Raw genomic sequence first — 25,809 nt, forward strand, 5'->3', positions numbered from 1 at the left:
ATGGCCGGCACAACCGCAGAACCGATCCGCTCGCGCACCGCACGAGGGTCGGACCGTGACGCCGGGTGGATCCGCAGGCTCACGGCCGAGTGCTGGCGGCACCGGAGCACCATGCTGGGCGCCCTGTCCGTCACGGTCGTCGCCGCCCTCATCGACATCTCCTTCCCGCTGCTGACGAAGTACGCCCTCGACGCCGCGGCCGCCGGGGACCCGGGCCACGTGATCGGGGTGGTCGCCGTCGCCATCGCGGCGCTGGCGTGCGTGCGCTTCGCCTGCCAGTACGGCCGGCGACTGCTGGCCGGGCGGCTGTCGCTCGACGTCCAGCACGATCTGCGGCTCGGTCTCCTCGGCGCCCTCCAACGACTCGACGGTCGCGGCCAGGACCAGATCCGGACCGGGCAGGTGGTGTCGCGGTCCATCACCGATCTGCAGTTGGTGCAGGGGCTGCTCGCAATGGTGCCGCTCTCGGCGGGCGCTCTCCTGCAATTCGTACTGGCGCTCGGCATCATGGCCTGGCTGTCCCCGCTGCTCACCGTGGTGGCGCTGGTCATCGTCCCGGCCGTCGTCGCCGTCGTCTGGTTCGTCCGTCCGACACTGTTCGCCGCCACCTGGTCCGCCCAGCAACGTGCCGCGGACCTGGCCCAGCACGTCGAGGAGTCGGTGACCGGGGTGCGGGTGGTCAAGGGATTCGGGCAGGAGCGCCGCGCCGTCGACCTGCTCGAGGAACACAGCCGCCGGCTGTACGCGGAGCGGATGCGGTCGGCGCGGATCAACGCACGCTTCACTCCGACGATGGCGGCGCTCCCGCAACTGGGCCTCGTCGGCGTGATCGCCGTCGGCGGCTATCTCGCCGTGCACGGCAGCATCACCATCGGGACGTTCCTCGACTTCGCCACCTACGTCGCGACGATGACAGCCGTCACCCGGACGCTGTCGCAGGTGGTGATCATGGCCAACCTGTCCCGGGCCGCGGTGGAACGCGTCTACGAGGTCGTCGACAGCGAACCCGAGGTCGATGATCCGGACCGTCCCCACACCCTGCCGGACGGGCCGCTGGGCATCGACTTCCACGACGTCACGTTCGGGTTCGAGGAGGGACGCACGGTCCTGGACGGCCTCGATCTGCGCGTCGCCCCCGGCGAATCGGTCGCCGTCGTCGGTGCGGCCGGCTCCGGCAAGACCGCACTGTCCCTGCTGCTGCCCCGCTTCTACGGCGCCGAGACGGGCACCGTCGCGCTCACCTCGGGAAACGAGTCCTTCGACGTGAGGACGCTGCGCGCCGAGCAGATCCGCGCCGCGGTCGGCCTGGTCTTCGACGAACCGTTCCTCTTCTCCGACACCATCGCCGCGAACATCGCCCTCGGCCGGCCGGACGCCACGGCGGAGCAGATTCGCGACGCCGCCCGGATGGCGGCTGCCGACGAGTTCGTCGAAGCGCTGCCGGACGGCTACGACACACTCGTCGGGGAACGCGGGCTGACCCTGTCCGGCGGCCAGCGGCAGCGGATCGCGCTGGCACGGGCCCTGCTCGTGGACCCTCGAGTTCTCGTCCTCGACGACGCGACGTCGGCCGTCGACGCCGCCACCGAAGCACAGATCTACCGCGCGCTGCGGTCCGGGAGCGGGCGCACCGCACTGATCCTCGCCCACCGGCACTCGACCCTCACCCTCGCGGACCGGGTCGCCGTACTCGACGGCGGCAGAATCGTCGACATCGGCACCGTGCCCGAGTTGCAGGCGCGCTCCGCGGTCTTCCGCGACCTCTTCGCCACGGCGTCCCGGGAACGGACCGCATCGATCGACGCCACGGAGCCGAGCATCACGACGCCGACGGAGGCAGACCTGTGGCCGGCCGATGCGCCGACGGCCGACGCACCGACCCAGGCCGCGACTCCACCACGCACCAGAGGTGGAAGCGGCGGTGGAGGCGGCGGGGTGTCCGGCGCGCTGGGCGCCGTCGCCGCGACGCCCGAGCTACAAGCTGCGGTCGAGGCGCTGCCGCCCGCGGACGAGTCCCCGGGAACGGACACCGGGCCACTGCGCCGCGAGAACCCGCGTTTCCGGCTGCCGAGCATCCTGCGCCCGGTGCGCTGGCTCCTCGCCGCCGTCGTCGTGTGCCTCGCGTTGGACTCGCTCGCCAACATCTCGTTCCCGTCGATCGTCCGACTGGCCCTCGACCGTGGCGTCGTTCCCGGCGACTACACGGTCCTGTGGGGGGCGACCGCGCTCGGCCTCGCGATCGTCGTTCTGGACTGGGTCGTCGTCGCGGTGATGACGGTGATCACCGCGCGGGCGGGCGAACGCGTGCTGTTCGGTCTGCGCGTGCGCAGCTTCGCCCACCTGCAGCGCCTGGGCGTGGACTACTACGAGCGCGAACTGTCCGGCCGCATCATGACGCGGATGACCACCGACGTCGATGCACTCTCGTCGTTCATCCAGACCGGTATGTCCACGGCAGTCGTGAGTGTCCTGACCGTCGCCGGCATCTCCGCTGCGCTGTTGCTCACCGATCTCACGCTGGCCGCGGTCACCCTGGCCGCGATACCGCCCCTCCTCGTGGCGACACTGATCTTCCGGAAGGTGTCGGGAACCGCCTACGCGGTCTCCCGAGAGCGAATCTCCCTGGTCAACGCCGAGTTCCAGGAGAACATCGCCGGGCTGCGTGCCGCGCAGGCGTACCGGAGGGAGGAGTACGCGGCCCGTCACTTCGCCGAGCGCGCGGACAGCTACCGGCGCAGCCGGATGCGGTCCCAGCAGGCGATCTCGGTGTACTTCCCGTTCATCGCGTTCCTCTCCGACCTCGCTCTGGCCGCGGTGGTGTTCGTCGGCGCGCACCAGGTCGCCTCGGGAGCGACGTCCGCCGGTGTCCTCGTCGCCTTCGTTCTCTACCTGGGTCTGGTGTTCGGGCCGATCCAGCAGTTGTCGCAGGTGTTCGACGGCTACCAGCAGGCACGGGTCGGCCTGCGCCGAATCGCCGACCTGCTCGCGACCCGCAGTTCGATCGAGACGGCGACTTCGTCGGACGTGGTGCCCCTGGACGGGCATCTGCGTGGCGACGTCACTCTCGAGGACGTCACCTTCCGCTATCAGGGTGCAGCGGCGGACGCCCTGCACGACGTCACCCTCGCCGTACCCGCCGGAACGACCGTCGCGCTCGTGGGCCGCACCGGCGCGGGAAAATCCACCGTCGTCAAACTCCTGGCTCGGTTCTACGATCCGACCGCGGGCTCGGTACGCGTCGACGACGTGGATCTGCGCCGCTATCCGCTGTCCCGCTACCGCCACCGGCTCGGTGTCGTTCCACAGGAAGCACATCTGTTCACGGGGACCGTCGCGAGCAACATCGCCTTCGGCAGACCGGATGCGACCCGCGCCGAGATCGAGGAGGCGGCGCGATCGGTGGGTGCCCTGGGCACGATCGCGGCCCTGCGCGGGGGGATGTACCAGCCGATCGGCGAGCGCGGCCAGGGATTGTCGGCCGGCCAGCGCCAGTTGATCGCGCTGGCGCGAGCCGAACTGGTGGACCCCGATCTGCTGCTGCTCGACGAGGCCACCGCGACCCTGGATCCGGCCACGGAGAGGAAGGTCCTCGACGCCGGGCGCGCCGTCACCCGTCACCGCACGTCGGTGATCGTCGCCCACCGGTTGGCGACCGCCGCGAGTGCGGACCTGGTGGTGGTGGTCGACAAGGGCCGTATCGTGGAAGTCGGAACACATGAGTTTCTCACGGCCTCCGGCGGCCCCTATGCGGACCTGTGGGATGCGGCGCGAGAGGAGGAGGGGAATAATCTCGGGTCGAGAACCGTCGTCGATGGAAACCCCATCACCTGACCGTGACCCATCTCACAGATGGGCGGCGCGGAATAAGCCCGTCACACGCGCGGGCTACTCTCATGTACAGGCGCTCTGATCGGGTACCAAAAAGGAAATGAGGCGAACACCTGCCGTGAGCAGCAGCTCTACATCCCAGTTCGGACAGAACCAGTGGCTGGTCGACGAAATGTACCAGCGTTTCCAAGACGATCCATCATCCGTGGACGCCAGTTGGCACGAGTTCTTGACAGATTATTCACCCGAGGCTGGAGCCGCTGCACCCGGCGGGAACGGCCATTCCTCCGACGGCGGCGCCTCCGGATCCCGCGGCACCGCATCCCCGCCCCCGGCTTCCGGGACCTCCAACGGCACGGCCGCGAAGTCCTCCAACGGCACGGCTGCCAAGTCCTCGAACGGGACCGCCGCAGCCACGTCCGGCGGCGACGCGCGGACGACGAAGCCCGCACCCGAGTCCGCCAGGGCCACGGCTGCAGCGAAGCCGGCGGCCAAGACCCCCGCGAAGCCCTCTCCAGCCGCGAAGCCGGAGGCCAAGGCCACCGAGACCCCGGCGACCAAGGCCACCGAGACCCCGGCGACCAAGGCCACCGAGACCCCGGCGACCAAGGCCACCGAGACCAAGGCCTCGGCACCGGCCACTCCGCCGGCCACCGAGGAATCCAGGGTGCTCCGCGGCGCGGCTGCTGCCGTCGCGAAGAACATGAACGCGTCGCTGACGATCCCGACGGCCACCAGCGTGCGGGCGATCCCCGCGAAGCTGATGGCCGACAACCGCATCGTCATCAACAACCATCTCGCCCGCACCCGCGGCGGGAAGATCTCGTTCACGCACCTGCTCGGGTACGCCATCGTGCAGGCCGTCAAGGTCTTCCCGAACATGAACCGGCACTTCGCCGAGATCGACGGCAAGCCCAACGTCGTCACGCCCCCGCACACCAACCTGGGCCTCGCGATCGACCTCGCGGGCAAGGACGGCAACCGTTCGCTGGTCGTCGCGGCGATCAAGAACACCGACACGCAGAACTTCACCCAGTTCTACGCGGCCTACGAGGACATCGTCCGACGCGCCCGTGAGGGCAAGCTCGGCGCCGAGGACTTCTCCGGTGTGACGATCTCGCTGACCAACCCCGGCGGCATCGGGACGGTCCACTCCGTGCCTCGCCTGATGAAGGGGCAGGGCGCGATCATCGGCGCCGGCGCGATGGAGTACCCGGCCGAGTTCCAGGGTTCCAGCGACGAGAAGATCGCGGAGATGGGCGTCGGCAAGCTGATGACGCTCACCTCCACCTACGATCACCGCATCATCCAGGGCGCGGAATCCGGCGACTTCCTCCGGACCATCCACAACCTGCTGATCAGCGACGAGTTCTACGACGAGATCTTCCACTCGTTGCAGATTCCGTACGAGCCGGTGCGGTGGCGCAAGGACGTCCCGGAAGGCGTGATCGACAAGAGCACGCGCGTGCTCGAGCTGATCGCGGCATACCGCAACCGCGGCCATCTGATGGCGGACACGGACCCGCTGCAGTTCATCAAGGACAAGTTCAAGAGCCACCCGGATCTGGACGTCACCACCCACGACCTGACGCTGTGGGATCTGGACCGCGAGTTCAAGGTCGGCGGCTTCCACGGCCAGGACAAGATGAGGCTGCGCGACGTCCTCGCGGTGCTGCGCGATGCGTACTGCCGCCACGTCGGGGTCGAGTACACCCACATCCTCGAACCGGATCAGCAGCAGTGGATCCAGGAGCGGGTCGAGGCCCATCACGTCAAGCCGACCGTGGCGGAGCAGAAGTACATCCTCAGCAAGCTCAACGCCGCCGAGGCTTTCGAGACCTTCCTGCAGACCAAGTACGTCGGCCAGAAGCGATTCTCGCTCGAGGGTGCGGAGTCGGTGATCCCGATGATGGACTCGGTGATCGATCGATCCGCGGATCACGCTCTCGACGAGGTCGTCATCGCGATGCCGCACCGAGGCCGGCTCAACGTCCTCGCCAACATCGTCGGTAAGCCGTACTCGAAGATCTTCACCGAGTTCGAGGGCAACATGAACCCGGCGGCCGCCCACGGCTCCGGCGACGTCAAGTACCACCTCGGTGCCGAGGGCACATACATCCAGATGTTCGGCGACAACGACATCAAGGTGTCGCTGACCGCGAACCCGTCGCACCTCGAAGCCGTCGATCCCGTGCTCGAGGGCCTCGTCCGCGCGAAGCAGGACATCCTGGACAAGGGCGAGGACGGGTTCACCGTCCTGCCGCTGATGCTCCACGGTGACGCCGCCTTCGCCGGCCAGGGTGTCGTGGCCGAGACCCTGAACCTGGCACTGCTGCGCGGGTACCGCACCGGCGGCACCGTGCACATCGTGGTCAACAACCAGGTCGGCTTCACCACCGCGCCGGAGCACTCCCGCTCGTCCGAGTACTCGACCGACGTGGCGAAGATGATCGGTGCGCCGATCTTCCACGTCAACGGCGACGATCCGGAGGCCTGCGTCTGGGTCGCCCAGCTCGCGGTCGACTTCCGGGAGAAGTTCCACAAGGACGTCGTCATCGACATGATCTGCTACCGCCGCCGCGGTCACAACGAGGGCGACGACCCGTCGATGACGCAGCCGGCGATGTACGACGTGATCGACACCATGCGCAGCGTCCGCAAGAGCTACACCGAATCCCTCATCGGTCGCGGCGACATCTCGCTCAAGGAGGCCGAGGACGCGCTGCGCGACTACCAGGGCCAGCTCGAGCGGGTCTTCAACGAGGTTCGCGAACTGGAGAAGTACCAGCCCGAGCCCTCGGAGTCCGTCGAACTCGACCAGACGCCTGCCCCGCGCCTCACCACGGCCGTGGACAAGTCGGTTCTCGAGCGGATCGGCAACGCGTTCGTCGACGTCCCGGACGGGTTCACGGTCCATCCGCGCGTCAAGCCGGTGATCGAGAAGCGTCGCGAGATGTCCCGGGAAGGCCACGTCGACTGGGCATTCGCGGAACTGCTGGCCTTCGGTTCGCTCGTCGAGCAGGGCGCGCTCGTCCGCCTCGCCGGGCAGGACTCACGGCGCGGTACCTTCACCCAGCGCCACTCGGTGCTCATCGACCGCAAGACCGGCGACGAGTACACACCGTTGCAGACGGTGGCCACCGACGCCGGCAACGGCGGCAAGTTCATGGTCTACGACTCGGCGCTCACCGAGTTCGCCGGGCTCGGCTTCGAGTACGGATATTCGGTCGGCAACCCGGACGCCCTGGTGCTGTGGGAGGCGCAGTTCGGCGACTTCGTCAACGGTGCGCAGCCGATCATCGACGAGTTCATCTCGTCGGGTGAAGCCAAGTGGGGTCAGCTCTCCGACGTCGTGCTGCTGCTGCCGCACGGTCACGAGGGGCAGGGTCCGGACCACACCTCCGGACGGATCGAACGGTTCCTGCAGCTGTGCGCCGAGGGTTCGATGACGGTCGCCGTGCCGTCCACTCCCGCGAGCTACTTCCATCTGCTGCGCCGCCATCATCTCGACGGCATCCGTCGGCCCCTGGTCGTGTTCACCCCGAAGTCGATGCTGCGCAACAAGGCAGCGGTGAGCAACATCGAGGACTTCACGACCGGCAAGTTCCGCTCGGTGTTCGAGGAGCCGGCGTACGAGACGGGCGAGGGCAACCGCGACAAGGTCACCCGCGTTCTCCTGGTCAGCGGCAAGCTGTACTGGGAATTGCTCGCGAAGAAGCAGAAGGACGAACGCGACGACGTCGCCATCGTCCGGGTCGAGCAGCTGTATCCGGTGCCGAGCCGGCGCCTGCGCGAGACGCTGGACCGGTACCCGAACGCTTCCGAGTTCCTGTGGGTGCAGGAGGAGCCGGCCAACCAGGGCGCGTGGCCGTTCTTCGGCCTGGCCCTGCCGGAACTGCTGCCCGACAAGCTCCAGGGCATCCGCCGGGTGTCGCGTCGCTCGATGTCCGCGCCGTCCTCGGGGTCGAGCAAGGTGCACGCCGTCGAACAGCAGGAGATCATCAACGAGGCCTTCGGCTGAGGCGTCCCGGCCGAGACCGGGTACGTCTGGACGATGCTGCCACTGAGCCGGGTCGAACTCACTCCACGGAGTGGGTTCGACCCGGCTTCGTGGTATCTGGACCTCGCCCCGATCGCGCAGCTACAGCGCAGCGGTCTCGAGTTCACCGACCCGATCACGGTACTGATCGGCGAGAACGGAGTCGGGAAGTCGACCCTGGTCGAGGCGATCGCGGCGTCCTGGCAGGTCGGTTTCCGGGACGCGCAGGACCGGATGTGGTCCTCCGCGCCCAGCGCGGAGGACGCCGACCTCGGTCGGCACCTGACGTACACCGGCGCGAGGCCGCAGCCCTTCGGCGGGTGCTTCCTTCGCGCCGAGTCGATGCACGCACTGTTCGGTGCCGCGGACGAACAGCGGCCACGGGCGAGTGACCAGGCATTCAACGAGCTCTCCCACGGCCAGTCCTTCCTCCGCTACGTGGCCGACCGCCCCGTCGGAGTGGGTCTGTGGATACTCGACGAGCCGGAAGCCGCTCTGTCCTTCCAGTCCTGCCTGGCCCTGATCGGCGTGCTGGGTGACCTCGCGGCCGAGGGCTCGCAGGTCATCCTGGCAACCCACTCGCCTCTCCTCGCCGCCGTGCCCGGAGCACGGATCTGGGAGCTCACCGACGGCGGCATCGAGTACCCGGAGTGGGCGGACACCGCCCTGGTCCGCGGCTGGCGCTCGTTCCTGGATGCGCCGGAGCGGTTCCTGCGTCATCTGTGACCGGCACGCGGTCCGCTCCGACTACGCGCTCCAGGCCGCGAGGGTGGCGGCCAGTTCCGGCGACGACGCCACGGCCAACGCAGGCAGAGCCTGCACGTGCATGCGGATGAGCTGCTCCCTCTCGATGGAGGGGGCTCGCAACCAGGTGATGGTGGCCTCCTCCACGAACGCGATCCATCCGCGCACCGCGAGCTCGACGTGCGCGGACCGCTCGATCCCGAGAAGCGGCAGATGATCGAGGATGCGCGCGGACATCTCGGTCCTGGTGCGCTCGAACACGGCCCGCATATCCGCGTCACCACTGGCCGTGCCTCGGAGCAACGAGATGTAGCCGTTGCTGTTGTCGGTGACGTAGTCCACGTAGGACTCGAGCACCGCGTGTAGGAGACCGAACGGCTCCTCCACGCCGCGGGCGACCACACCGGGGTCGGTCTGGGACAGCAACTCGTCACTGGTCCGCTGGACGATCGCGATGTGGAAGTCGTGTTTCGACGCGAAGTAGTTGTACAGGAGGCCGCGCGACACCCCGGCCTGGTCGGCGATGTCCTCGACGGAGATCGACTCGAGATTCCGCTCGGTCAGCATCTGCGCGCCCAGCTCGATGAACTGTTCCTTGCGCTGTTCGGGGCTCAGTCGCGTCCGCTTGGCCACATCCATGGCACAATCCTACTGAATGAAGTTCAATAAGCTATTGACTGCGTCACAGCGTCGCCCGTATGGTCTATTACATGAGTCTCCCAGTTACAGACACTTCCTCCACCACGGGCACCACGCGCCACGTGGACACCCTGGTCATCGGCAGCGGATTCGCAGGTCTCGGCGCCGCCATCAAGCTCACCCAGGCCGGCAAGCGCGACTTCCTGGTTCTCGAGCGCGGCAACGACGTGGGCGGAACCTGGCGAGACAACACCTACCCGGGCGCGGCCTGCGACGTCCCGTCCAACCTGTACTCCTACTCGTTCGCGCTCAACCCGGGCTGGACCCGCTCGTTCTCGCCACAGCCGGAGATCCAGCGGTACATCCAGTCGGTCGCCGACAAGTACAAGGTCCGCGACCGGCACGTCTTCGGCTGCGACGTCCTCTCGGCCCAGTGGGACAACGACCGCAACCAGTGGCGGGTGCACACCACGAAGGGCGACTACACCGCCAAGGTCGTGATCACCGCCGTCGGCGCCCTGTGTGAGCCGTCGCTGCCCGACATCAAGGGCATCGGCGACTTCCAGGGCGAGATCTTCCACTCCGCCCAGTGGAATCACGACGCCGATCTCACCGGCAAGCGGGTCGCCGTGATCGGCACCGGCGCCTCCGCCATCCAGATCGTCCCACAGCTGGCAAAGAACGTCTCCCACCTCGACGTGTACCAGCGCACCGCGCCGTGGATCCTGCCGCGCTCGGATCGCGAGTACACGAAGGCGGAGAAGTTCGCGTTCAAGTACGTACCCGGATTCCAGCGCCTCTCGCGCACGCTGCAGTACGTCACCCGCGAGACCCAGGTCGTCGGCCTCGCCAAGGCGCCCGTCTTCATGAAGCCGCTCCAGGCCGCCGCGGAGATCCACCTGCGTCGCCAGATCCGGGACAAGGACCTGCGCAAGAAGGTCCGGCCGAACTACCAGATCGGCTGCAAGCGCATGCTGATCTCGAACAACTACTTCCCGGCGCTGTCCCAGTCCCACGTGGACGTCGTCACCGACGGCATCGACGAGGTGACCGCGGACGCGATCGTCAGCAAGGACGGCACCCGCCGCGAGGTCGACGCCATCGTGGTGGCCACCGGCTTCCACGTCACCGACTCACCGATGTTCGCCGGAATCATCGGCAAGGACGGACGCACCGCCGCACAGGTCTTCGACGCGCAGGGCCAGCAGGGCTACAAGGGATCCTCGATCGCCAACTTCCCCAACATGTTCTTCCTCGTCGGCCCGAACACCGGCCTCGGCCACTCGTCGATGGTGTTCATGATCGAGTCGCAGCTCAACTACGTCGTCGATGCACTGAAGACCATCGAGCGCTACGACCTCGGCACCGTCGAGGTGCGGCAGGACGTGCAGGACCGGTACAACCGCGAACTGCAGGAGAAGCTCTCGCACAGCGTCTGGAACAACGGCGGATGCGCCAGCTGGTACCTCGACAAGCACGGCAACAACACGACGCTGTGGCCCGGGTTCACCTTCGAATTCCGCAATCAGACCCGCCGTTTCGACCTGGTGGCGTACAACAGTGTCGCGACGAGCGATCTCCCCTCCCCGGCACCGTCAGCGGTCGCCGACAAGAAGAAGGTGGCAGCAAAGTGAGTGAGTTCCGCGGCAAGGTCGTCGTCATCACCGGAGCGGGTTCCGGTATCGGTCGCGCACTGGCACTGAACCTGGCGTCCGAGGGCGCCAAGCTGGCACTGTCCGACATGGACAGCGTCGGGCTCGAGGAGACGGTGCGCCGGGCGAAGGCGCTCGGCGCCGAGGTCAAGTCGGACACGCTGGACGTCACCCAGCGCGAGGCCGTCCTCGCATATGCCGATGCCGTGGCCGAGCACTTCGGCGCGGTCAACCAGGTCTACAACAACGCAGGCATCGCCTACCACGGCGAGTTCGAGAAGGCCGAGTTCAAGGACCTCGAGCGGGTCGTCGACGTCGACTTCTGGGGAGTTGTCAACGGCACCAAGGCATTTCTCCCCCACTTGATCGCCTCCGGCGACGGGCACCTGATCAACGTCTCGAGCCTCTTCGGCCTCCTCGGCATGCCCGGGCAGACCGCGTACAACGCGGCGAAGTTCGCGGTCCGCGGCTTCACCGAGGCACTGCGCCAGGAGATGCTCATCGCCAAGCATCCGGTGCAGGTCACCTGCGTGCACCCGGGTGGCATCAAGACCGCGATCGCCCGCAACGCCACCGCGGGGCCGGGCGAGGATCTGGACACCTTCGCGCAGTTCTTCGACCAGAAACTGGCACGCACCACCGCGGAGGATGCTGCCGCGGTGATCGTGAAGGGTGTGCGGAAGAACAAGGCACGCGTGCTGATCGGCGCGGACGCCAAGCTTCTCGACGCCTGGGTCCGCATCATCGGCCCGCGCTACCAGTGGTTCGTCGCCAAGGTCGCCGCCCAATTCATGCCCAAGTCCCCGAAGTCCTGAGGTCGTCACGGGTATGAGACTCCCTGCCCTGCCGCTGCCGGTCGTCGCGGCCGCGCTGAAGCCGTTCTACCGGCTGTCCCTCAACGCACGTCTGCCGTACGGGGTGCAGCGGTCGTTACTGGATCTGGCGGCACCGTTGCAGCAACTGCCCGCGGGGGCGGTGGTGCGATCCACCACCCTCGCGGGTCGGCCCGCGGAACGCATCACGGTGGGCGCCACCGAGAGGCGCACCGCCGTGCTGTATCTCCACGGCGGTGCGTACACGATCGGCTCTCTGGCCACCCACCGGTCGCTCGCGGCGCACCTGGCACGCGAATCCTCCAGTGTCGTCTACACACTCGACTACCGTCTCGCGCCGGAGCACCCGTTTCCCGCGGGGCTCGAGGACGCCGTCGCCGCGTACCTCGAGCTGGTGACGGAACACGGGTTCGCACCGGAGTCGATCGCCGTCGCGGGTGATTCCGCGGGCGGCGGACTGGCCCTGGCCACCGCACGCAGGCTGATCGATCGGCACGGCGTGACTCCCGCGGCACTGGGCCTGATCGCGCCGTGGGTGGACCCGGCGTCACGCGAGACCGAGAAGGATCGTGACCTGGTGATCAACACCCGGTGGTCCTTCGACGCCGCGGAGAAGTACCTCGGTGCCGGCGACCCGAACGACGAGGGCTATGCGCCCCTACACGGGAACCTCCGGGACCTGCCGCCCACCATCATTCACATCGGGGTCGACGAGGTGCTGTATCCCCAGGTGATGGAACTGTCCCGGCGCCTCGACGCAGCGGGAGTCGCCGTCCACACCACCGAGTACGAGAAGCTGTGGCACGTCGCCCATCTCCAGGCGTCCATCCTCCGGGAAGCCGCGGACGCGGTCACCGAACTCGGTTCCCACCTGCGTTCACACATGCGCGTCGAGCCAGTCGCGCGCGACGTCGGCTGAATCGGACTGCCCCGTACGGACCTGGCCGACCATGTCGGCCAGGTCCGTCGTCGTCAGCTCCCCCGCGACGAAAGCCAGTGCGTCGCGGTGCCGGTCGGAGATCGCGTCGGAGCGGAACACGGGCAGGACGTTCTGAGCGGTGAACACCCGATCCGGGTCGGCGAGCACTGCCAGGTCGTCGGCGGATGCGTCCGGATCCGCGGTGGTGAGTCCGACGACGGGCACGAGCCCTACGGGTACGGACGCCGCCGGCGGCACCACGCCGGACTCGGCCTCCGCGACCACCGCGAAACTGCAACCGACGTCCTCGAGCGCGCCGGCCGGTGTCGCGGCCGCATCCCACCCCCGAGAGTGGACGAGCGCGCTCCCCGCGCATCTCGGCGCGAAGTCCGCCAGCGAGAGCTCGTCCCCCAGCGCGTCCCGCGGGAGGGCCAGCACGGCCCTGTCCTCGGCCCCGGCGAAGTCCGAGACCGAAATCCCCTGGGGAAGAGAGCGACTCAATTCCTCGAACACCTCGTCCGGAGAGGTGACCGTGGCCCCGGGCTGCAGGTGGTTCAGCAGTGCCCCGCTGAATTCGGGAACCAGGTCGACGAGCCCGGCGTCGAGGGCCGCGAGGTGATCGCCGCGGCCGGTGAATCCACCGCGGACCTCGACCTGGGCGCCGGCCCTGCGCAAGGCGCCGGCATAGATCTCCCCCAGCACCTCCCCCGCGGTACCGACTCCCGCACCCACGACCAGTTCGGTGTCCGACGCCCGGTCAGCCGAATCCAACACCGAATCGGAGCCGGAACACCCCGTGAGCATCACGGCCGCGGCGACGACACTCGCCGCCGCGCCGAGGATCCGTCGCCTCGTCACCGAGTTCTGCCGGGCCATGCCGCTCCTTCCCGCACACTGCCGAAACCATCTCGAGTCGAATCCTGGTCCGAGCCGCTCCTATCGTTACACTGACGCACGGGGCAGCGGCCCACCGGGCCACCGGGTCACCGGGTCACCAGGTCACAGGCGATAACGGCTCCCGCGGGCGCACAGCCCGGGCCGCACCGCCGAGGCGGAAGGATGCACATGCGCGTTCCACAGCTCCGGACCGGGTTCGTCGTCGCGGTCGCGGCGACCTGCGCCCTCGCACTCGCTGCGTGCGGCGGAGGATCCGACCCACTGTCGGCGTCCGGTGAGGGTTCCGGGGACGATCCGAACGCGGTGATCATCGGTTCGGCGAACTTCCCCGAGTCCGAGACCGTCGCCAACATCTACGCCGAGGTCCTGCGCGTCAACGGCTTCGACGTCGAGACCCGGTTCAACATCGGCAGCCGCGAGGCCTACATCCCGGCAGTGCGCGACGGGTCCATCGACGTGATTCCGGACTACACCGGGAATCTCCTGCAGTACCTGGACTCCGACGCGGTCGCCACCAGCTCGGACGACGTGGATGCCGCCCTCCCTGCTGCCCTGGGCGACGACTTGGTCCTCGCCGCACCGGCTCCCGCCGAGGACAAGGACGCGGTGGTCGTCACCCGCGAGACCGCGGACCGGTGGAACCTCACCACCATCGGCGATCTCGCTCCGTACTCGGCCGAGGTCACGTTCGGCGCGCCCGCCGAGTTCCAGGAACGGCCGGTGGGCCTGCCCGGCCTGCGTGCTCGCTACGCCCTCGAGGTCTCCCCCGGCAACTTCGTGCCGATCGGCGACGGTGGCGGACCGGCCACCGTCGAGGCGCTCGCGTCCGGAAGGGTGACCGCCGCGAACATCTTCACGACATCTCCCTCGATCGTCGCCAACGACTTCGTCGTGCTCGAGGATCCGGAGAACAACTTCCCCGCGCAGCACGTGGTCCCGGTGATCCGCGCCGCGAAATCCTCCGACAAGCTGACCTCGGTCCTCGACGCCGCCTCCGCGAAGCTCACCACCGAGGAATTGATCGCACTCAACACCGAGGTGTCCGGCGACGCGAAGGTCGAACCCGCTGCCGCCGCGCAGCAGTGGGTGGCAGCGCAGGGCCTCGACGAGCCGATCTCCTAGGTCGCCGACGTGATCAGGTTCGACGCCGTCACCAAACAGTTTCCCGGCGGGACGGTCGCCGTCGACACTCTCGACCTCGAGATCGAGGACGGCTCGTTCACCGTCTTCGTCGGCCCTTCCGGAGGCGGCAAGACGACCGCGATGCGGATGATCAACCGCATGGTGACCCCGACATCCGGCACCGTCAGCGTCGACGGGCGCGATGTGGCCGCCACCGACGCGGTCACGTTGCGCCTGGGAATCGGCTACGTGATCCAGAGCGGTGGCCTCCTGCCGCATCGCACCGTCGTCGACAATGTGGCGACGGTGCCGGTCCTGCAGGGGCAGTCCCGGCGGCAGGCGCGGTCCCACGCTCTCGGCGTCCTGGAACGCGTGGGACTGGACCCGGCACTGGCGACACGCTACCCGGCACAGCTGTCCGGCGGACAGCAGCAGCGTGTGGGGGTGGCGAGAGCGCTCGCCGCCGATCCGCCGATCCTGTTGATGGACGAGCCGTTCAGTGCCGTGGACCCGGTCGTACGCGAGGAGTTGCAGGCCGAGATGCGGCGCCTGCAAGCAGAATTGCGCAAGACGATCGTGTTCGTCACCCACGACATCGACGAGGCCGTCAAGCTCGGTGACCGGGTGGCCGTGTTCGGAGGTGGCGGACGGCTGCAACAGTACGACACACCCGAGACCGTCCTCTCGGCACCGGCGACGGACTTCGTCGCCGATTTCGTCGGACGGGACCGCGGATATCGCGGGCTCTCCTTCCGGCACGCCGACGGCGTGGTGCTGCACGAGATCCGGACCGTCGTCGCCGACGAGATCCCCGCGCTACGGCTGGAGCAGGGCGAGTGGGTGCTCGTCGTGGACACCGAGCGACGGCCGCGGGGCTGGCTCGATGTCACCGGGGTGGAAGGTGTCCGCGCCGGGGCCTCCGTCGCCGACTCCACCGCCGCCGGGGGTTCACTGTTCACGCCCGGTGCGGATCTGAGACAGGCACTGGACGCAGCCATCTCGTCCCCCTCGGGTGTCGGTGTCGCCGTCGACGAGGACGGTGCCGTCCGCGGCGGAATCCGCGGGTCGGAGGTTCTCACCGCGCTCGCGGAACAACGCCGGGCCGAGGATCGGGCGCGGGGCGCATCCTATTTCGAGAAGCAGTGACGCCGTGCGCTGGCTGATCGACAACTTCGGAACCGTCGTGGACCTTTCCCGGACCCACCTGTATCTGGCGCTGGTGCCGTTGGCGATCGGGCTACTCGTCGCGGTGCCGGTCGGTATCGCCGTGCGGAGCGTGTCGTGGCTACGGCGCGGCACGCTCGTCCTCGCGGGGGTCGCGTTCACCATTCCGTCGCTCGCCCTGTTCGTGACGATCCCGTCGCTGTTCGGTCTGCAGATCCTCGACCCGCTCAACGTCGTCATCGCGCTCACCGTCTATTCGACGGCGCTCCTGGTCCGCGCGGTACCCGAGGCGCTGGACGCTGTTCCGGCGGACGTGGTGGATGCCTCCACGGCAATGGGTTTCACCCAGATCCGGCGAGCACTGACGGTCGAACTGCCCCTGGCGGTCCCGGTGCTCGCGGCCGGGGTCCGCGTGGTCGCGGTGACCAACATGTCCCTCGTCTCGGTCGGCTCCCTCATCGGCATCGGCGGGCTCGGCGTTCTCTTCACGCAGGGATATCAACGGGACTACCCGGACCAGATCCTCGCCGGCATCATCGCGATCGTCGTCCTGGCCCTGGCGCTGGATCTGCTGCTGTACCTGCTCGGCCGGGCACTGACGCCGTGGACCCGGGCCGATCGGCCGACCCGTCGCCGTGAGCGTCGGCGGGCCACGGTGGCGGCGGAGGTACCGCGATGAGCATCTTCGGATCCGCGTGGGAATTCCTCGTCGACCCGGCCCACTGGTCCGGGGAGGGCGGTATCGCCGCGCGCATCGCCCAGCACCTCTGGTACAGCGTGCTCGCGGTGGCACTCGCCGCAGTCGTGGCGGTTCCGCTGGGTCTGTGGGTCGGCCACGTCCGGCGGGGCGAGGCAGTCCTCGTCGGTGTGGTGAATGCGCTGCGCTCGATTCCGACTCTCGGCCTGCTCACCTTCCTGGTGCTGCTGCTGGGCCTGGGGCTGATGCCACCGATCCTCGCGCTGGTTCTGCTCGGCATCCCGCCCCTGCTGGCGGGAACCTACGCCGGGGTGGCGAACGTGGATCCGAAGGTGGTGGACGCGGCCCGCGCGATGGGGATGAACGAATGGCAGGTCCTGACGCGGGTGGAGACTCCGAACGCGATGCCGCTCGTGCTCGGCGGACTGCGGAACGCCACGCTGCAGATCATCGCCACGGCCACCGTGGCCGCCTACGTCAATCTCGGCGGGCTCGGTCGCTACATCTTCGACGGGCTGGCCCTCTACCAGTACGACCGGGTCCTGGTGGGAGCGATACTGGTGGCCGCCCTCGCCCTGATCGTGGACGGGCTACTCGCCCTTGCCGTGTGGGTGTCGACCCCCGGCACCGGACGACTGCACGTACGACGACCGGTGTCCGGATAGGCGAATACCCCGGTCGACGCCTTGGATGCGGGCTCGTGCCGGGGTATTCGGGGTGTTCCGCTAGCCAGTCACGCCTTCTGCGCGTGCGGCAGCTGCGACGGCCTCGGCAACAGCGGGGGCGACGCGAGGATCGAGCGGGCTGGGGACGATCTTGTCCACAGCCAGCTCGTCACCGACGACCGAGAGGATGGCCTCGGCGGCGGCGAGCTTCATGCCCTCGGTGATGCGGCGGGCGCCGGCATCGAGCGCGCCGCGGAACACACCGGGGAACGCGAGGACGTTGTTGATCTGGTTGGCGAAATCGCTACGGCCGGTCGCGACGATGGCCGCGTACTTGCGGGCGACGTCCGGATGGATCTCCGGGTCCGGGTTCGACAGCGCGAACACGATCGCGCCCTCCGCCATGGTCGCGATGAACTCCTCCGGGACGGTGCCCGCGGACACACCCAGGAACACGTCGGCTCCCGCGAGCGCCTCGGCGATCCCGCCGGACAGACCGGACGAGTTGGTGCGCGCGGCCAGGTCGACCTTGATGTCGTTGAGGTCGGTGCGATCCTTGGACACGATGCCCTTGGAGTCGAGCACCGTCACGTCGAGGACACCCGCGGCGAGCAGGATGTTGGCGCAGGCCACACCCGCGGCGCCGGCTCCGGAGATCACCACGCGCAACGATCCGATGTCGCGTCCCTGGACCTTGGCAGCGCCCTTGAGCGCCGCGAGGACGACGATCGCGGTGCCGTGCTGGTCGTCGTGCATGACCGGGCAGTCGAGCGCCTCGACGACTCGCTTCTCGATCTCGAAGCAGCGCGGGGCGGAGATGTCTTCGAGGTTGACCGCGCCGAAGCTCGGACGCAGCCGCACCAGCGTCTCCACGATCTCGTCCGGATCCTTGGTGTCGAGCACCAGCGGAATCGAGTTGAGCCCGGCGAACTTCTTGAACAGAGCCGACTTGCCCTCCATCACGGGCAGGGAAGCGCGGGCGCCGATGTCGCCGAGGCCCAGCACCGCCGAACCGTCGGAGACGACCACGACGAGGCGGTTCGTCCACGTGTACCGGTCGGCGAGGGTCTCGTCGGAGGCGATGGCGCGGCTGACCTGCGCGACTCCGGGGGTGTAGGCGATCGAGAGATCCTTCTGCGTCTCCAGCGGCGCAGTGAGCTCCACGGACAGCTTGCCGCCGACGTGACCGGCGAAGATTTCCTCGTCCGTCAGTTCGACCTTCTGCGGTGTGATGGGTTCAGACACAATGGACACCTTGACACTCCTGCTGAGCCGCCGCTGAACCGGGGCTCGGTTACTCGGGAGTAGCCCCGCCGATCAGCGTCGATCGGCACGGCTCTCTCCGCACTGGATACTTCAGGGGAAGGGCTTCCGGTGCGCGCGATCACCGAGCTGGGTGAAGCTCGATGGCACTGGCTGCGCAACACGTCGAAGCAATACGGCTCGGACTGGTGTGCCCTGGCTACTGCCGTTCAACCCTCCACCGAAGGGCTGTGGCACCGCCGCTGGAGTACGTCAAGTCTGCCACCGTCGCGGCTGCACAATCAAGTTGGTCGTCGCGTCAGGAGTCTCTCCGCCACCTACTCCGACCTGTGCGAACCGCGTTACGTGCCGTTCACGGCAACGGCGACGACGACCGGGGTCCGGCGTCGGTCAGCCCCACCACTGCGTCCAGAACAGAATTCCGACGACGACCGGGACCAGCAGGCTCGCCAGGAACGCCCGCCCACCCGTCCTGCGGTCCGCGAACAGGGCGGCACCGAGAACGACGATCGAGGCGAGCACGTGTGCCACCACCGACTCGGTGCCCGGCCCCGGAAACCCACGGTCCCGGCCGAGGATCGCCGAACCCACCACCACCGCGGTGAGCACGAGCACGCCCGCTGCCAGCGACCCGCCGAGCGCTCGAGCGGCACGTACGACGACGGAGTCCCTGCGCGGGCGACGTTCCGGCGCCGGGGCGTGGGCACCCGGACCGGACGAGTACGGGTAGTGCCCGGCGCCGGGACCGGGCGCCGAGTACGAACCGGGGTACGAATCCGGGTAGGAATCCGAATAGGTCACGATCAGCCTCCTGCGATGAATCCACGGACCGAGTCCGCGACGAGTTGGACGGCGATCGCGGCGAGCAGCAGGCCCGCGATGCGGGCGAGCAGGGTGATCCCGCTCTCGCCGAGTATCCGGATGAGCAGCGTCGAGAATCGCAGCACCAGGAACAGGATCAGGTGCATGCTGAGGATCGCCAGGGCGATCGCCACGTGATCGCCGACGCCGTCCGACTGGGCCACGAAGACGATCACCGCCGCGATGGCGCCGGGCCCCGCCATCAGCGGCGTTCCCAGGGGAACGAGCGCCACGTTGACGTCCTCGGCTCCCTGCGGCTGGTTCGCGCTGCGCCCGGTGAGCAATTCGAGGGCGATGAGCAACAACAGTAAGCCGCCGGCGCCCTGCAAGGCGGGAATCCCGATGTGCAGGTAGGACAGGATGGCCTGGCCACCCACGGCGAACACGGTGATGACCGCGAGGGACACCGCCGGCGCCTGCCAGGCGGCCCGGTTGCGGGCCTCCTTGCTCTTGCGGCCGACGAGGCTGAGGAACACCGGGATCGCGCCCGGCGGATCCATGATGACGAAGAGCGTGACCAGGACCGTGAGGTACAGGGTGACGTCCACGGCTACCCCGACACCACTCGAACGCCGGAGGCCTTCGACTCGAGGATCTCGAATTGATCGGGCGCAGTGGTGAAGTCGCCGAGCCGCACGCTCTTGTTCGTGCCGTGGTAGTCGGACGACCCGGTGACCGGCAGATCCAGTTCACGAGCGAGGTCCTCGAGCACTTCGACGTCTGCCGGCGAGTGGTCCCGGTGATACACCTCGAGGCCGGACAGGCCCCGACCGGCCAGTGCGCGAACGTGATCGAGGGAGAGCAGCCGCCCCCGCGAGCGAGCACGCGGGTGCGCGATCACGGCGACGCCGCCCGCCGCGGCCACCAGTCCCACCGCATCGTCGAGTGGGGTGTCGACCTTGTCGACGTAGAACTCGCTGCGCGCCGACAGCGGACCCGCGAACGCGGCATCGACCGAATCGACCACTCCGGCGGCGATCAGAGCGCGGGCCAGGTGCGGCCGTCCCACCGAGGGGCCGGCGTCGGCGAGGATCTGCTCGGGATCGACGCCCAGGCCGGCGTCGGCCATCTTCCACGCCATCGCCCGGAGCCGCGCGATTCGTTCGTCCCGCAATCGCTCCCGTTCGGCCGCGAACGCCTCGTGCGCCGGGTCGAACAGGTACGCCAGCAGGTGCACCGGGACGGGATAGCCGTCCTCACCATCGCCCTGGCACGACATCTCCATGCCGCGCACCAGACGCAATCCGGCCGGTAGGGCGTCGACCGCTTCCGCCCACCCGGACGTCGTGTCGTGATCGGTCAGTGCCACGACGTCCAGGCCTGCCGACGCGGCGGCACGCACCAGCTCGGCCGGCGAGTCCGTGCCGTCCGACGCCGTCGAGTGGGTGTGCAGGTCGATGCGCATGCGAACAGTCTGTCAGTTACCCGCCCGCTCCCCCGCCGCCCGGGACAATCTCACACCGGTGCGATCCGAGCGACACCGCTACAGACTCGCGGCGCCCCGGCTCGGGTCCCGGACGTCGATGCCGGCCTCTCCCCAGGCGTCGCGGAGGGCTTCCGCGCCGCGCAACCGGATCCACGCGGCCTCCGTTCCGGTCAACGGCGTCACCGAGAGGAATCGGACCGGGTCCCTCGGCTCGTCGAGCGGCAGGTCCTCGATCCCGCTGGAGCCGAGGAGCACCGCGGTGAAAGGTGCCCCCGCCCACAGCGGTTGCCCGAGGTCGATCAGGGCGTCGGGAACGAGCACGAGGCCCTCGACCGCGGGGGTGGCCGCCAGAATCGCGAGTGTCGTCTGCACCCCAGCCCCCGGCCCCAGCCCGCCGTCGATCTCGAGGACGAGCTCCGCGCGGGGTCCGCGCAGCGGATCCGCCACCAGCTCACCGGGGTCTCCCATCGGGTGCCGCGAGCACCCCAGGGTGGCGTAGCGGACGATCCCGGACTCGTCCGGGCCGAACCGCAGCACGTCCACCGGTTCGACACCGAGCAACGTCACGGAGGCGGCGCTGGGCTCACCTCCACCGATCCGTTTCTGCAGGTGGTGGCGGACGGCGGACACGACACTCTCGGACACGGGGTACATCCAACCATCGAGTGCCCGGTGGAGTCAGGTGGGCTCGACGAAGCGCACCTGCGCATCCGTGACATCGGGCCGGGCGAAGCGCAGCAACCGACGCCCCTCCGCCTCGATCGACGTCCTTCTGCGCGCGGTCACCGGGCGCAGGAGACGGACGTCGAGCCGTGCGCCCGCACGATCGGTCTCGATCCGCACGAAACCCACGCCCCGCCCGTCGACCAGAACCGCGGATTCGACGATGCCGTTGACGGTGAACAACTGCCGCCGCACGTCGTCGTCCAGGATCCTGGTGCGGTCCGCGTGCGCGAGGATCGCGCTGTCGAACGGGGCCAGGATGCGTACCGGGGCGGGAGTGTCCTGGTCCGGCCGCGGCGCGCCGGGAAGATCGAACACCTCGGTGCCGGATTCCGTCGTGAACACCTCGAGTTCGGGCCGCAGGCGATCGAACACCTCGGTCAGCCGGCCGAGGCCGGACCAGGCCTGGGCGTCCTTCGGGCCGGCCGGGCCGTACGCGGCGAGATAGCGCCGCACCAGCTCCTCGACGGGGGCTGCTGCGGGAGCCTGCCCGACCCATTGGTCGAGGGGCGCCCACGCCGGCGCTCCGGACCGCCCCCAGATCCCGCGCGGGGGCACCTGCACGAGTGCGAGCAGGCCCCGCACCCCGTGGGTGAGGGACCGCGCGTCCACGCCGGGAAATCGTTCCGTGAGGAGCGGACGCAACTGCGCCGCGGTCCGTGGCCGTTCCGCCAGCAGCTCCCGCCCTGCCGCGGCGAGTGCGGCGAGATCCACCTCTGCCAGATGGTCCCGATACTGCGGATTGGTACGCACGTCGAGATCGAGCAGCGGCTGGACCAATGGCCGGAAGGCGAGCGCGTCCCGCGCGGACATCGCATGCACGGTCCCCCGCATCGAGACGATGCGGACGACCTCGCGGTGCTCGATCAGATCGGCCAGTCGTTCCGGCCGGAAGCCACGTACCCGCGCCCAGAGCGCGTAGTAGGGCGGATCCGGGGCCTGCGCCTGCAGTCCGCACAGATGCTCGACCACGTCGAGCACGCCGTCGGTGCTGCGGGCGAGCAGATGCTGTCGCGCCAGCGTCGCCCGGCCGAGCGCGCGCTGCGAGATCGGTCGCACGGATACCGCCTTCCCTGCAGTTACTTAGCTTGGGTAGCGTTCTGGATCACGTACCCGGGATCATTCGCCGAAAGGGGGCCGCCGTGGAACGAGAACGCTTCTCCCGACTGCTCCTGCCGGTGATGTGCCTGGTGGTGATGCTCGTCGCCGTCCTGCAGACCCTCGTCGTGCCCATCATAGGAACGATCGGTGACCAACTCGGGGTCGGCACGACGGCCGTGTCCTGGCTGATCACCGCGAACCTTCTCGCCGCGGCGACGTCCACCCCGGTGCTCGCGCGGGTCGCGGACCTGTACGGCAAGCGGCGGGTGCTGTTGGGCATCCTCCTCGTGGTGCTGGTGGGATCGCTGCTCGCAGCGCTGGCCAGTTCGTTGCCGCTGCTCGTGGCCGCCCGTGTGCTCCAAGGCTTCTCGTACGGGTTGTTCCCCATCGGCATCGCGGTGCTCCGGGACGAGCTCGCGCCGGGAAAGCTGACCGGCGCGATGGGCCTGCTGTCCGGCACGATGGGATTCGGTGGCTGCTTCGGCATCGTGCTCGCCGGGGTGCTGGTCTCCGACGGGTCGGACTTCCACCGGGTGTTCTGGCTCTCCGCCGCTGTCACACTGTGCGCACTCGCCGGTGCGGCTCTGGTCATCCCGTCCCGTCCACCCACCGGTTCCGGAACCATCGACTGGATCGGCGTCGTGGGCCTGTCCACCGGGCTGGTGCTGGTCCTGCTCGCACTCGCCGAAGGTGTTCGCTGGGGCTGGGGGTCGCCCGCGACGATCGGGTGCGCGGCCGGCGGCATCCTCGTGCTGATCGGGTGGTACCTGTGGGAACGCCGGGCCGAGCATCCCGTCGTCGCACCCCGCCTGGTGGCTGCGCGGGCGGTGTTGCCCACCCACCTGGCAGCCGTACTCATCGGCATGGCGATGTTCGCCATGTTCCTCGGCGCCTCCTTCTTCGTGCAGGCTCCGCGCGCGGCGGCCGGCTACGGATTCGGCGCCACCGTCCTCGAGGCGGCTCTCGTCTACCTGCTGCCCGGTGCCGTGTTCGGGGTGCTGGCCTCCGCGGTCAGCGGACGGCTGGTCGGGCGGTTCACCGCGCGCCGGGTACTGACCGCGGCGAGCGCCGTCGGGGTGGCCGGATTCGTTCTCTTCGCACTCGCCCACGACCACACCTGGCAGGTGATCCTCGCGATCGTCCTCGTCAACACGTTCGTCAGCCTCGCCTTCGCGTGCCTGCCCTCCCTCATCGTCGCGGAAGTTCCGCCGCAGGACACCGGCGTCGCGAACAGCATCAACTCGATCGGTCGATCGGTCGGCAGTTCGATATCGAGCGCACTGCTCGCCACCCTCCTCGCCGCAATCACGGTGACCGGCACCGATGTGCCGTCCGAGACCGCGTTCGTCGTGGCCTTCGCCTTCGGAGCCGTCACGACGGCACTGGCCGGGCTCCTCGTCGCACTCGGCAACCGGCCGGCGCGAGGCCGCCAGGGAGTGATCCCGGTGTGGTCGTCGAGCACCGGGGCCTCAGCGCCCTCGAAGGGGCCTTCCGAGGCACCCGGACGGTCGGCCGATCCCGTGGACGACCACGCGCACGCTCGGCCGCCTCGCGGCGCCACCGCCGAATCCCGCGCGAGTTCGCCGGCACTGACCTGCGGGCGCTCCGCCGAGAACTAGGGCGTACCCCGCCGGGACGAACGGGGACGGCCTCAGATGGCGAGCCGGGCCAGCATGTCGCGAGCCTGCTCCGCGGTCTTCGGCGCGCACAACACGTCGTAGCGACCGGCGACCAACTGCGAGGTGGACGCGAAGTCCCGGGTGCCCCGCGTGGCCGCGTACGGGATGGACGTGGAGATCAGACCGAACACCACGCCACCGATGATGCCGAGAGCCAGCGCGCCGAACACCTGCCCCGTCACGATCCCGAGCAGCAGACCGAAGAACACGCCCAGCCAGGCTCCCGAAACGATACCTCCACCAATGACTTTGGGCCAGGTCAGTCGACCGAGCACCCGCTCGACCTGCATCAGGTTGACGCCGACGATGGTGACGTCCTCGACCGGGAACTGCTGATCGGAGAGATGGTCGACGGCGCGCTGCGCCTCGGCGTAGGTGGGGTACGACCCGATGGGCCACCCGGTGGGCGGCTCCGGCAATGCGCCACGACGCGCATTCGCCTGTCCGAGTGGATTCGCCATGGTCAACTGTTCTCCTCGTACTCCGCCGTCGCCGGCGCCCGTTCCGGCTTCCCTGTCCTGCCGGCTCCATTGTGCCCGGTTCGTCCGACCGGCATCACGACCCGGCATCCTCCGGTGGCGTGACACTCGACGTCCGCGCCATCCCTGCGGCCCGGCCTTTCGCCGAGACGACCAGGGCCATCTTGCGGCTGGCCTCGTCGATCATCTCGTCGCCGAGCATGACCGCACCGCGTGCGCCACCTGCGGCCGAGGTGTGGAAATCGTAGGCGTCCAGGATCAGCTCGGCCCGGTCGAAGTCCTCCTGGCGGGGGCTGAAGACCTCGTTCGCGATCTCGATCTGCGTCGGATGCAACACCCATTTGCCGTCGAAGCCCAGCGCCGCGGTGCGTTCCGCGGAACGACGGAACGCATCGAGGTCGCGGATCTGCAGGTACGGGCCGTCGATCGCCTGCACACCGTGCGTGCGGGCGGCGATCAGGATCGTCATGAGAATGTGGTGATAGGCATCGCCCCGGTCGTATCCGTCGGGCTGCTCGCCGACCACGAGAGTCCGCATCGCGATACTCGCCATGAAGTCCGCCGGGCCGAACACCAGGGTCTGCACCCGGGGGCTCGCACTCGCGATGGCATCGATGTTGGTCAGGCCCACGGCATTCTCGATCTGCGGTTCGATGCCGATGCGCCCGACCTCCAGACCGTGAGCCTTCTCGACCTGGGTGAGTAGGAGATCGAGTGCCTGGACGTGCGAGGCGTCGGGCACCTTGGGCAGCAGGACGGCGTCGAGATGCGCCCCGGCCCGGCCGACCACCTCCACCACGTCGGACCACGTCCACTCCGTGGTCCAGTCGTTGACGCGCACCACCCGGATCTGTCCGGACCACCCGTCCTCCGCCAGCGCCTCGGCCACCTCGATCCGGGCCTGCTGCTTGGCGATCGGCGCGACCGCATCCTCGAGGTCGAGGAAGATCTCGTCGGCGGGGAGCCCCTTCGCCTTGTCGATCATCTTGCGGCTGCTGCCAGGAACGGCGAGTACCGAACGACGGGGACGGAACTGCCGTCCGGCTGGAGCATTCTGCACGACCGACCTCATCCCTCT

The 25,809-nt window shown here is 68.8% G+C and carries 21 protein-coding genes; 11 read left to right on the forward strand and 10 right to left on the reverse strand.

Annotation, left to right across the window (positions count from 1 at the left end; genetic code table 11):
* From G4H71_RS03530 to G4H71_RS03540, 3 genes are all read left to right on the forward strand, one after another.
* Positions 1-3,831, forward strand: coding sequence for an ABC transporter ATP-binding protein (locus G4H71_RS03530; RefSeq protein WP_083342756.1), 3,831 nt, complete (start codon positions 1-3; stop codon positions 3,829-3,831).
* A gap of 169 nt (positions 3,832-4,000) precedes the next feature.
* Positions 4,001-7,849 carry a multifunctional oxoglutarate decarboxylase/oxoglutarate dehydrogenase thiamine pyrophosphate-binding subunit/dihydrolipoyllysine-residue succinyltransferase subunit gene (locus G4H71_RS03535; RefSeq protein WP_425503992.1) on the forward strand — a complete coding sequence of 1,283 codons (3,849 nt, stop codon included), beginning with the start codon at positions 4,001-4,003 and terminating at the stop codon, positions 7,847-7,849.
* Between the two features lie 33 nt (positions 7,850-7,882).
* Positions 7,883-8,593, forward strand: a complete 711-nt coding sequence (locus G4H71_RS03540; RefSeq protein ID WP_072736773.1) for an AAA family ATPase — start codon at positions 7,883-7,885, stop codon at positions 8,591-8,593.
* Between the two features lie 21 nt (positions 8,594-8,614).
* Here G4H71_RS03540 and G4H71_RS03545 read toward each other — a convergent pair whose 3' ends face one another.
* Positions 8,615-9,250 (reverse strand): TetR/AcrR family transcriptional regulator, encoded by a 636-nt coding sequence (locus G4H71_RS03545; protein WP_072736772.1) that lies wholly within the window; start codon positions 9,248-9,250, stop codon positions 8,615-8,617.
* Positions 9,251-9,321: 71 nt separating this feature from the next.
* Between G4H71_RS03545 and G4H71_RS03550 the strand changes: the two genes are divergently transcribed.
* From G4H71_RS03550 to G4H71_RS03560, 3 genes are read left to right on the forward strand one after another with little or no spacing between them, the layout of a single operon-like run.
* The gene (locus tag G4H71_RS03550) at positions 9,322-10,884 is read left to right on the forward strand and encodes a flavin-containing monooxygenase (protein WP_072736771.1); all 1,563 of its coding nucleotides are present in this window, start codon (positions 9,322-9,324) and stop codon (positions 10,882-10,884) included.
* Complete coding sequence (locus G4H71_RS03555) at positions 10,881-11,717, forward strand: SDR family NAD(P)-dependent oxidoreductase (protein ID WP_072736770.1); 837 nt, start codon at positions 10,881-10,883, stop codon at positions 11,715-11,717. The genes G4H71_RS03550 and G4H71_RS03555 overlap by 4 nt, the downstream gene beginning before the upstream one ends.
* Positions 11,718-11,730: 13 nt before the next feature.
* The gene (locus tag G4H71_RS03560; protein ID WP_072736769.1) at positions 11,731-12,654 is read left to right on the forward strand and encodes an alpha/beta hydrolase; all 924 of its coding nucleotides are present in this window, start codon (positions 11,731-11,733) and stop codon (positions 12,652-12,654) included.
* Here the strand turns inward: G4H71_RS03560 and G4H71_RS03565 are convergent.
* A complete protein-coding gene (locus G4H71_RS03565) occupies positions 12,613-13,530 on the reverse strand; it encodes a glycine betaine ABC transporter substrate-binding protein (protein ID WP_072736768.1) in 918 nt (305 codons plus the stop codon). The two genes, G4H71_RS03560 and G4H71_RS03565, sit on opposite strands and share 42 nt — an antisense overlap.
* A 189-nt stretch (positions 13,531-13,719) precedes the next feature.
* Here G4H71_RS03565 and G4H71_RS03570 point away from each other — a divergent pair, with 189 nt between their 5' ends.
* The 4 genes from G4H71_RS03570 to G4H71_RS03585 are packed head-to-tail and all read left to right on the forward strand — an operon-like array spanning position 13,720 to position 17,199.
* Positions 13,720-14,673: an ABC transporter substrate-binding protein gene (locus G4H71_RS03570; protein WP_072736960.1), complete on the forward strand. Its 954-nt coding sequence runs from the start codon at positions 13,720-13,722 to the stop codon at positions 14,671-14,673.
* A gap of 9 nt (positions 14,674-14,682) precedes the next feature.
* Positions 14,683-15,819 carry an ABC transporter ATP-binding protein gene (locus tag G4H71_RS03575; protein ID WP_072736767.1) on the forward strand — a complete coding sequence of 379 codons (1,137 nt, stop codon included), beginning with the start codon at positions 14,683-14,685 and terminating at the stop codon, positions 15,817-15,819.
* Positions 15,820-15,823: 4 nt separating this feature from the next.
* Positions 15,824-16,516, forward strand: a complete 693-nt coding sequence (locus G4H71_RS03580) for an ABC transporter permease (protein WP_072736766.1) — start codon at positions 15,824-15,826, stop codon at positions 16,514-16,516.
* On the forward strand, positions 16,513-17,199 hold the full coding sequence (locus G4H71_RS03585; RefSeq protein ID WP_072736765.1) for an ABC transporter permease: 687 nt from the start codon (positions 16,513-16,515) through the stop codon (positions 17,197-17,199). Before G4H71_RS03580 ends, G4H71_RS03585 begins: the two co-directional genes overlap by 4 nt.
* 60 nt (positions 17,200-17,259) lie before the next feature.
* On the opposite strand, the gene G4H71_RS03590 is transcribed toward G4H71_RS03585, so the two are convergent.
* The 6 genes from G4H71_RS03590 to G4H71_RS03615 all read right to left on the reverse strand — a co-directional run bounded on the left by G4H71_RS03590 (position 17,260) and on the right by G4H71_RS03615 (position 22,522).
* A complete protein-coding gene (locus G4H71_RS03590; protein WP_072736764.1) occupies positions 17,260-18,453 on the reverse strand; it encodes an NAD(P)-dependent malic enzyme in 1,194 nt (397 codons plus the stop codon).
* Positions 18,454-18,852: 399 nt separating this feature from the next.
* Positions 18,853-19,263: a hypothetical protein gene (locus G4H71_RS22515; RefSeq protein WP_246442584.1), complete on the reverse strand. Its 411-nt coding sequence runs from the start codon at positions 19,261-19,263 to the stop codon at positions 18,853-18,855.
* A 2-nt stretch (positions 19,264-19,265) separates the two neighbouring features.
* A complete protein-coding gene (locus G4H71_RS03600; protein ID WP_255314907.1) occupies positions 19,266-19,925 on the reverse strand; it encodes a MarC family protein in 660 nt (219 codons plus the stop codon).
* Positions 19,874-20,728, reverse strand: coding sequence for a PHP domain-containing protein (locus G4H71_RS03605; RefSeq protein ID WP_072736762.1), 855 nt, complete (start codon positions 20,726-20,728; stop codon positions 19,874-19,876). The genes G4H71_RS03600 and G4H71_RS03605 overlap by 52 nt, the downstream gene beginning before the upstream one ends.
* Positions 20,729-20,806: 78 nt before the next feature.
* Positions 20,807-21,394 (reverse strand): suppressor of fused domain protein, encoded by a 588-nt coding sequence (locus G4H71_RS03610; protein WP_169847117.1) that lies wholly within the window; start codon positions 21,392-21,394, stop codon positions 20,807-20,809.
* A 33-nt stretch (positions 21,395-21,427) separates the two neighbouring features.
* Positions 21,428-22,522 (reverse strand): winged helix DNA-binding domain-containing protein, encoded by a 1,095-nt coding sequence (locus G4H71_RS03615; protein ID WP_072736957.1) that lies wholly within the window; start codon positions 22,520-22,522, stop codon positions 21,428-21,430.
* Positions 22,523-22,653: 131 nt separating this feature from the next.
* Here G4H71_RS03615 and G4H71_RS03620 point away from each other — a divergent pair, with 131 nt between their 5' ends.
* Positions 22,654-24,192: an MFS transporter gene (locus tag G4H71_RS03620; protein ID WP_083342831.1), complete on the forward strand. Its 1,539-nt coding sequence runs from the start codon at positions 22,654-22,656 to the stop codon at positions 24,190-24,192.
* Between the two features lie 32 nt (positions 24,193-24,224).
* Here G4H71_RS03620 and G4H71_RS03625 read toward each other — a convergent pair whose 3' ends face one another.
* Positions 24,225-24,713 (reverse strand): YflT domain-containing protein, encoded by a 489-nt coding sequence (locus G4H71_RS03625; RefSeq protein WP_072736760.1) that lies wholly within the window; start codon positions 24,711-24,713, stop codon positions 24,225-24,227.
* Positions 24,714-24,807: 94 nt separating this feature from the next.
* Positions 24,808-25,803 (reverse strand): HpcH/HpaI aldolase/citrate lyase family protein, encoded by a 996-nt coding sequence (locus G4H71_RS03630; RefSeq protein WP_072736759.1) that lies wholly within the window; start codon positions 25,801-25,803, stop codon positions 24,808-24,810.
* Positions 25,804-25,809: the final 6 nt, after the last annotated feature.

Origin of the sequence: Rhodococcus triatomae (assembly GCF_014217785.1) — a bacterium.
Taxonomy (GTDB): domain Bacteria; phylum Actinomycetota; class Actinomycetes; order Mycobacteriales; family Mycobacteriaceae; genus Rhodococcus_F; species Rhodococcus_F triatomae.

Coding starts and splice junctions, on each gene's coding strand:
- G4H71_RS03530 (WP_083342756.1), top strand. CDS start 1: ATGGCCGGCACAACCGCAGAACCGATCCGCTCGCGCACCGCACGAGGG.
- G4H71_RS03535 (WP_425503992.1), top strand. CDS start 4,001: ATGTACCAGCGTTTCCAAGACGATCCATCATCCGTGGACGCCAGTTGG.
- G4H71_RS03540 (WP_072736773.1), top strand. CDS start 7,883: ATGCTGCCACTGAGCCGGGTCGAACTCACTCCACGGAGTGGGTTCGAC.
- G4H71_RS03545 (WP_072736772.1), bottom strand. CDS start 9,250: ATGGATGTGGCCAAGCGGACGCGACTGAGCCCCGAACAGCGCAAGGAA.
- G4H71_RS03550 (WP_072736771.1), top strand. CDS start 9,322: ATGAGTCTCCCAGTTACAGACACTTCCTCCACCACGGGCACCACGCGC.
- G4H71_RS03560 (WP_072736769.1), top strand. CDS start 11,731: ATGAGACTCCCTGCCCTGCCGCTGCCGGTCGTCGCGGCCGCGCTGAAG.
- G4H71_RS03565 (WP_072736768.1), bottom strand. CDS start 13,530: ATGGCCCGGCAGAACTCGGTGACGAGGCGACGGATCCTCGGCGCGGCG.
- G4H71_RS03570 (WP_072736960.1), top strand. CDS start 13,720: ATGCGCGTTCCACAGCTCCGGACCGGGTTCGTCGTCGCGGTCGCGGCG.
- G4H71_RS03585 (WP_072736765.1), top strand. CDS start 16,513: ATGAGCATCTTCGGATCCGCGTGGGAATTCCTCGTCGACCCGGCCCAC.
- G4H71_RS03605 (WP_072736762.1), bottom strand. CDS start 20,728: ATGCGCATCGACCTGCACACCCACTCGACGGCGTCGGACGGCACGGAC.
- G4H71_RS03620 (WP_083342831.1), top strand. CDS start 22,654: ATGTGCCTGGTGGTGATGCTCGTCGCCGTCCTGCAGACCCTCGTCGTG.
- G4H71_RS03625 (WP_072736760.1), bottom strand. CDS start 24,713: ATGGCGAATCCACTCGGACAGGCGAATGCGCGTCGTGGCGCATTGCCG.
- G4H71_RS03630 (WP_072736759.1), bottom strand. CDS start 25,803: ATGAGGTCGGTCGTGCAGAATGCTCCAGCCGGACGGCAGTTCCGTCCC.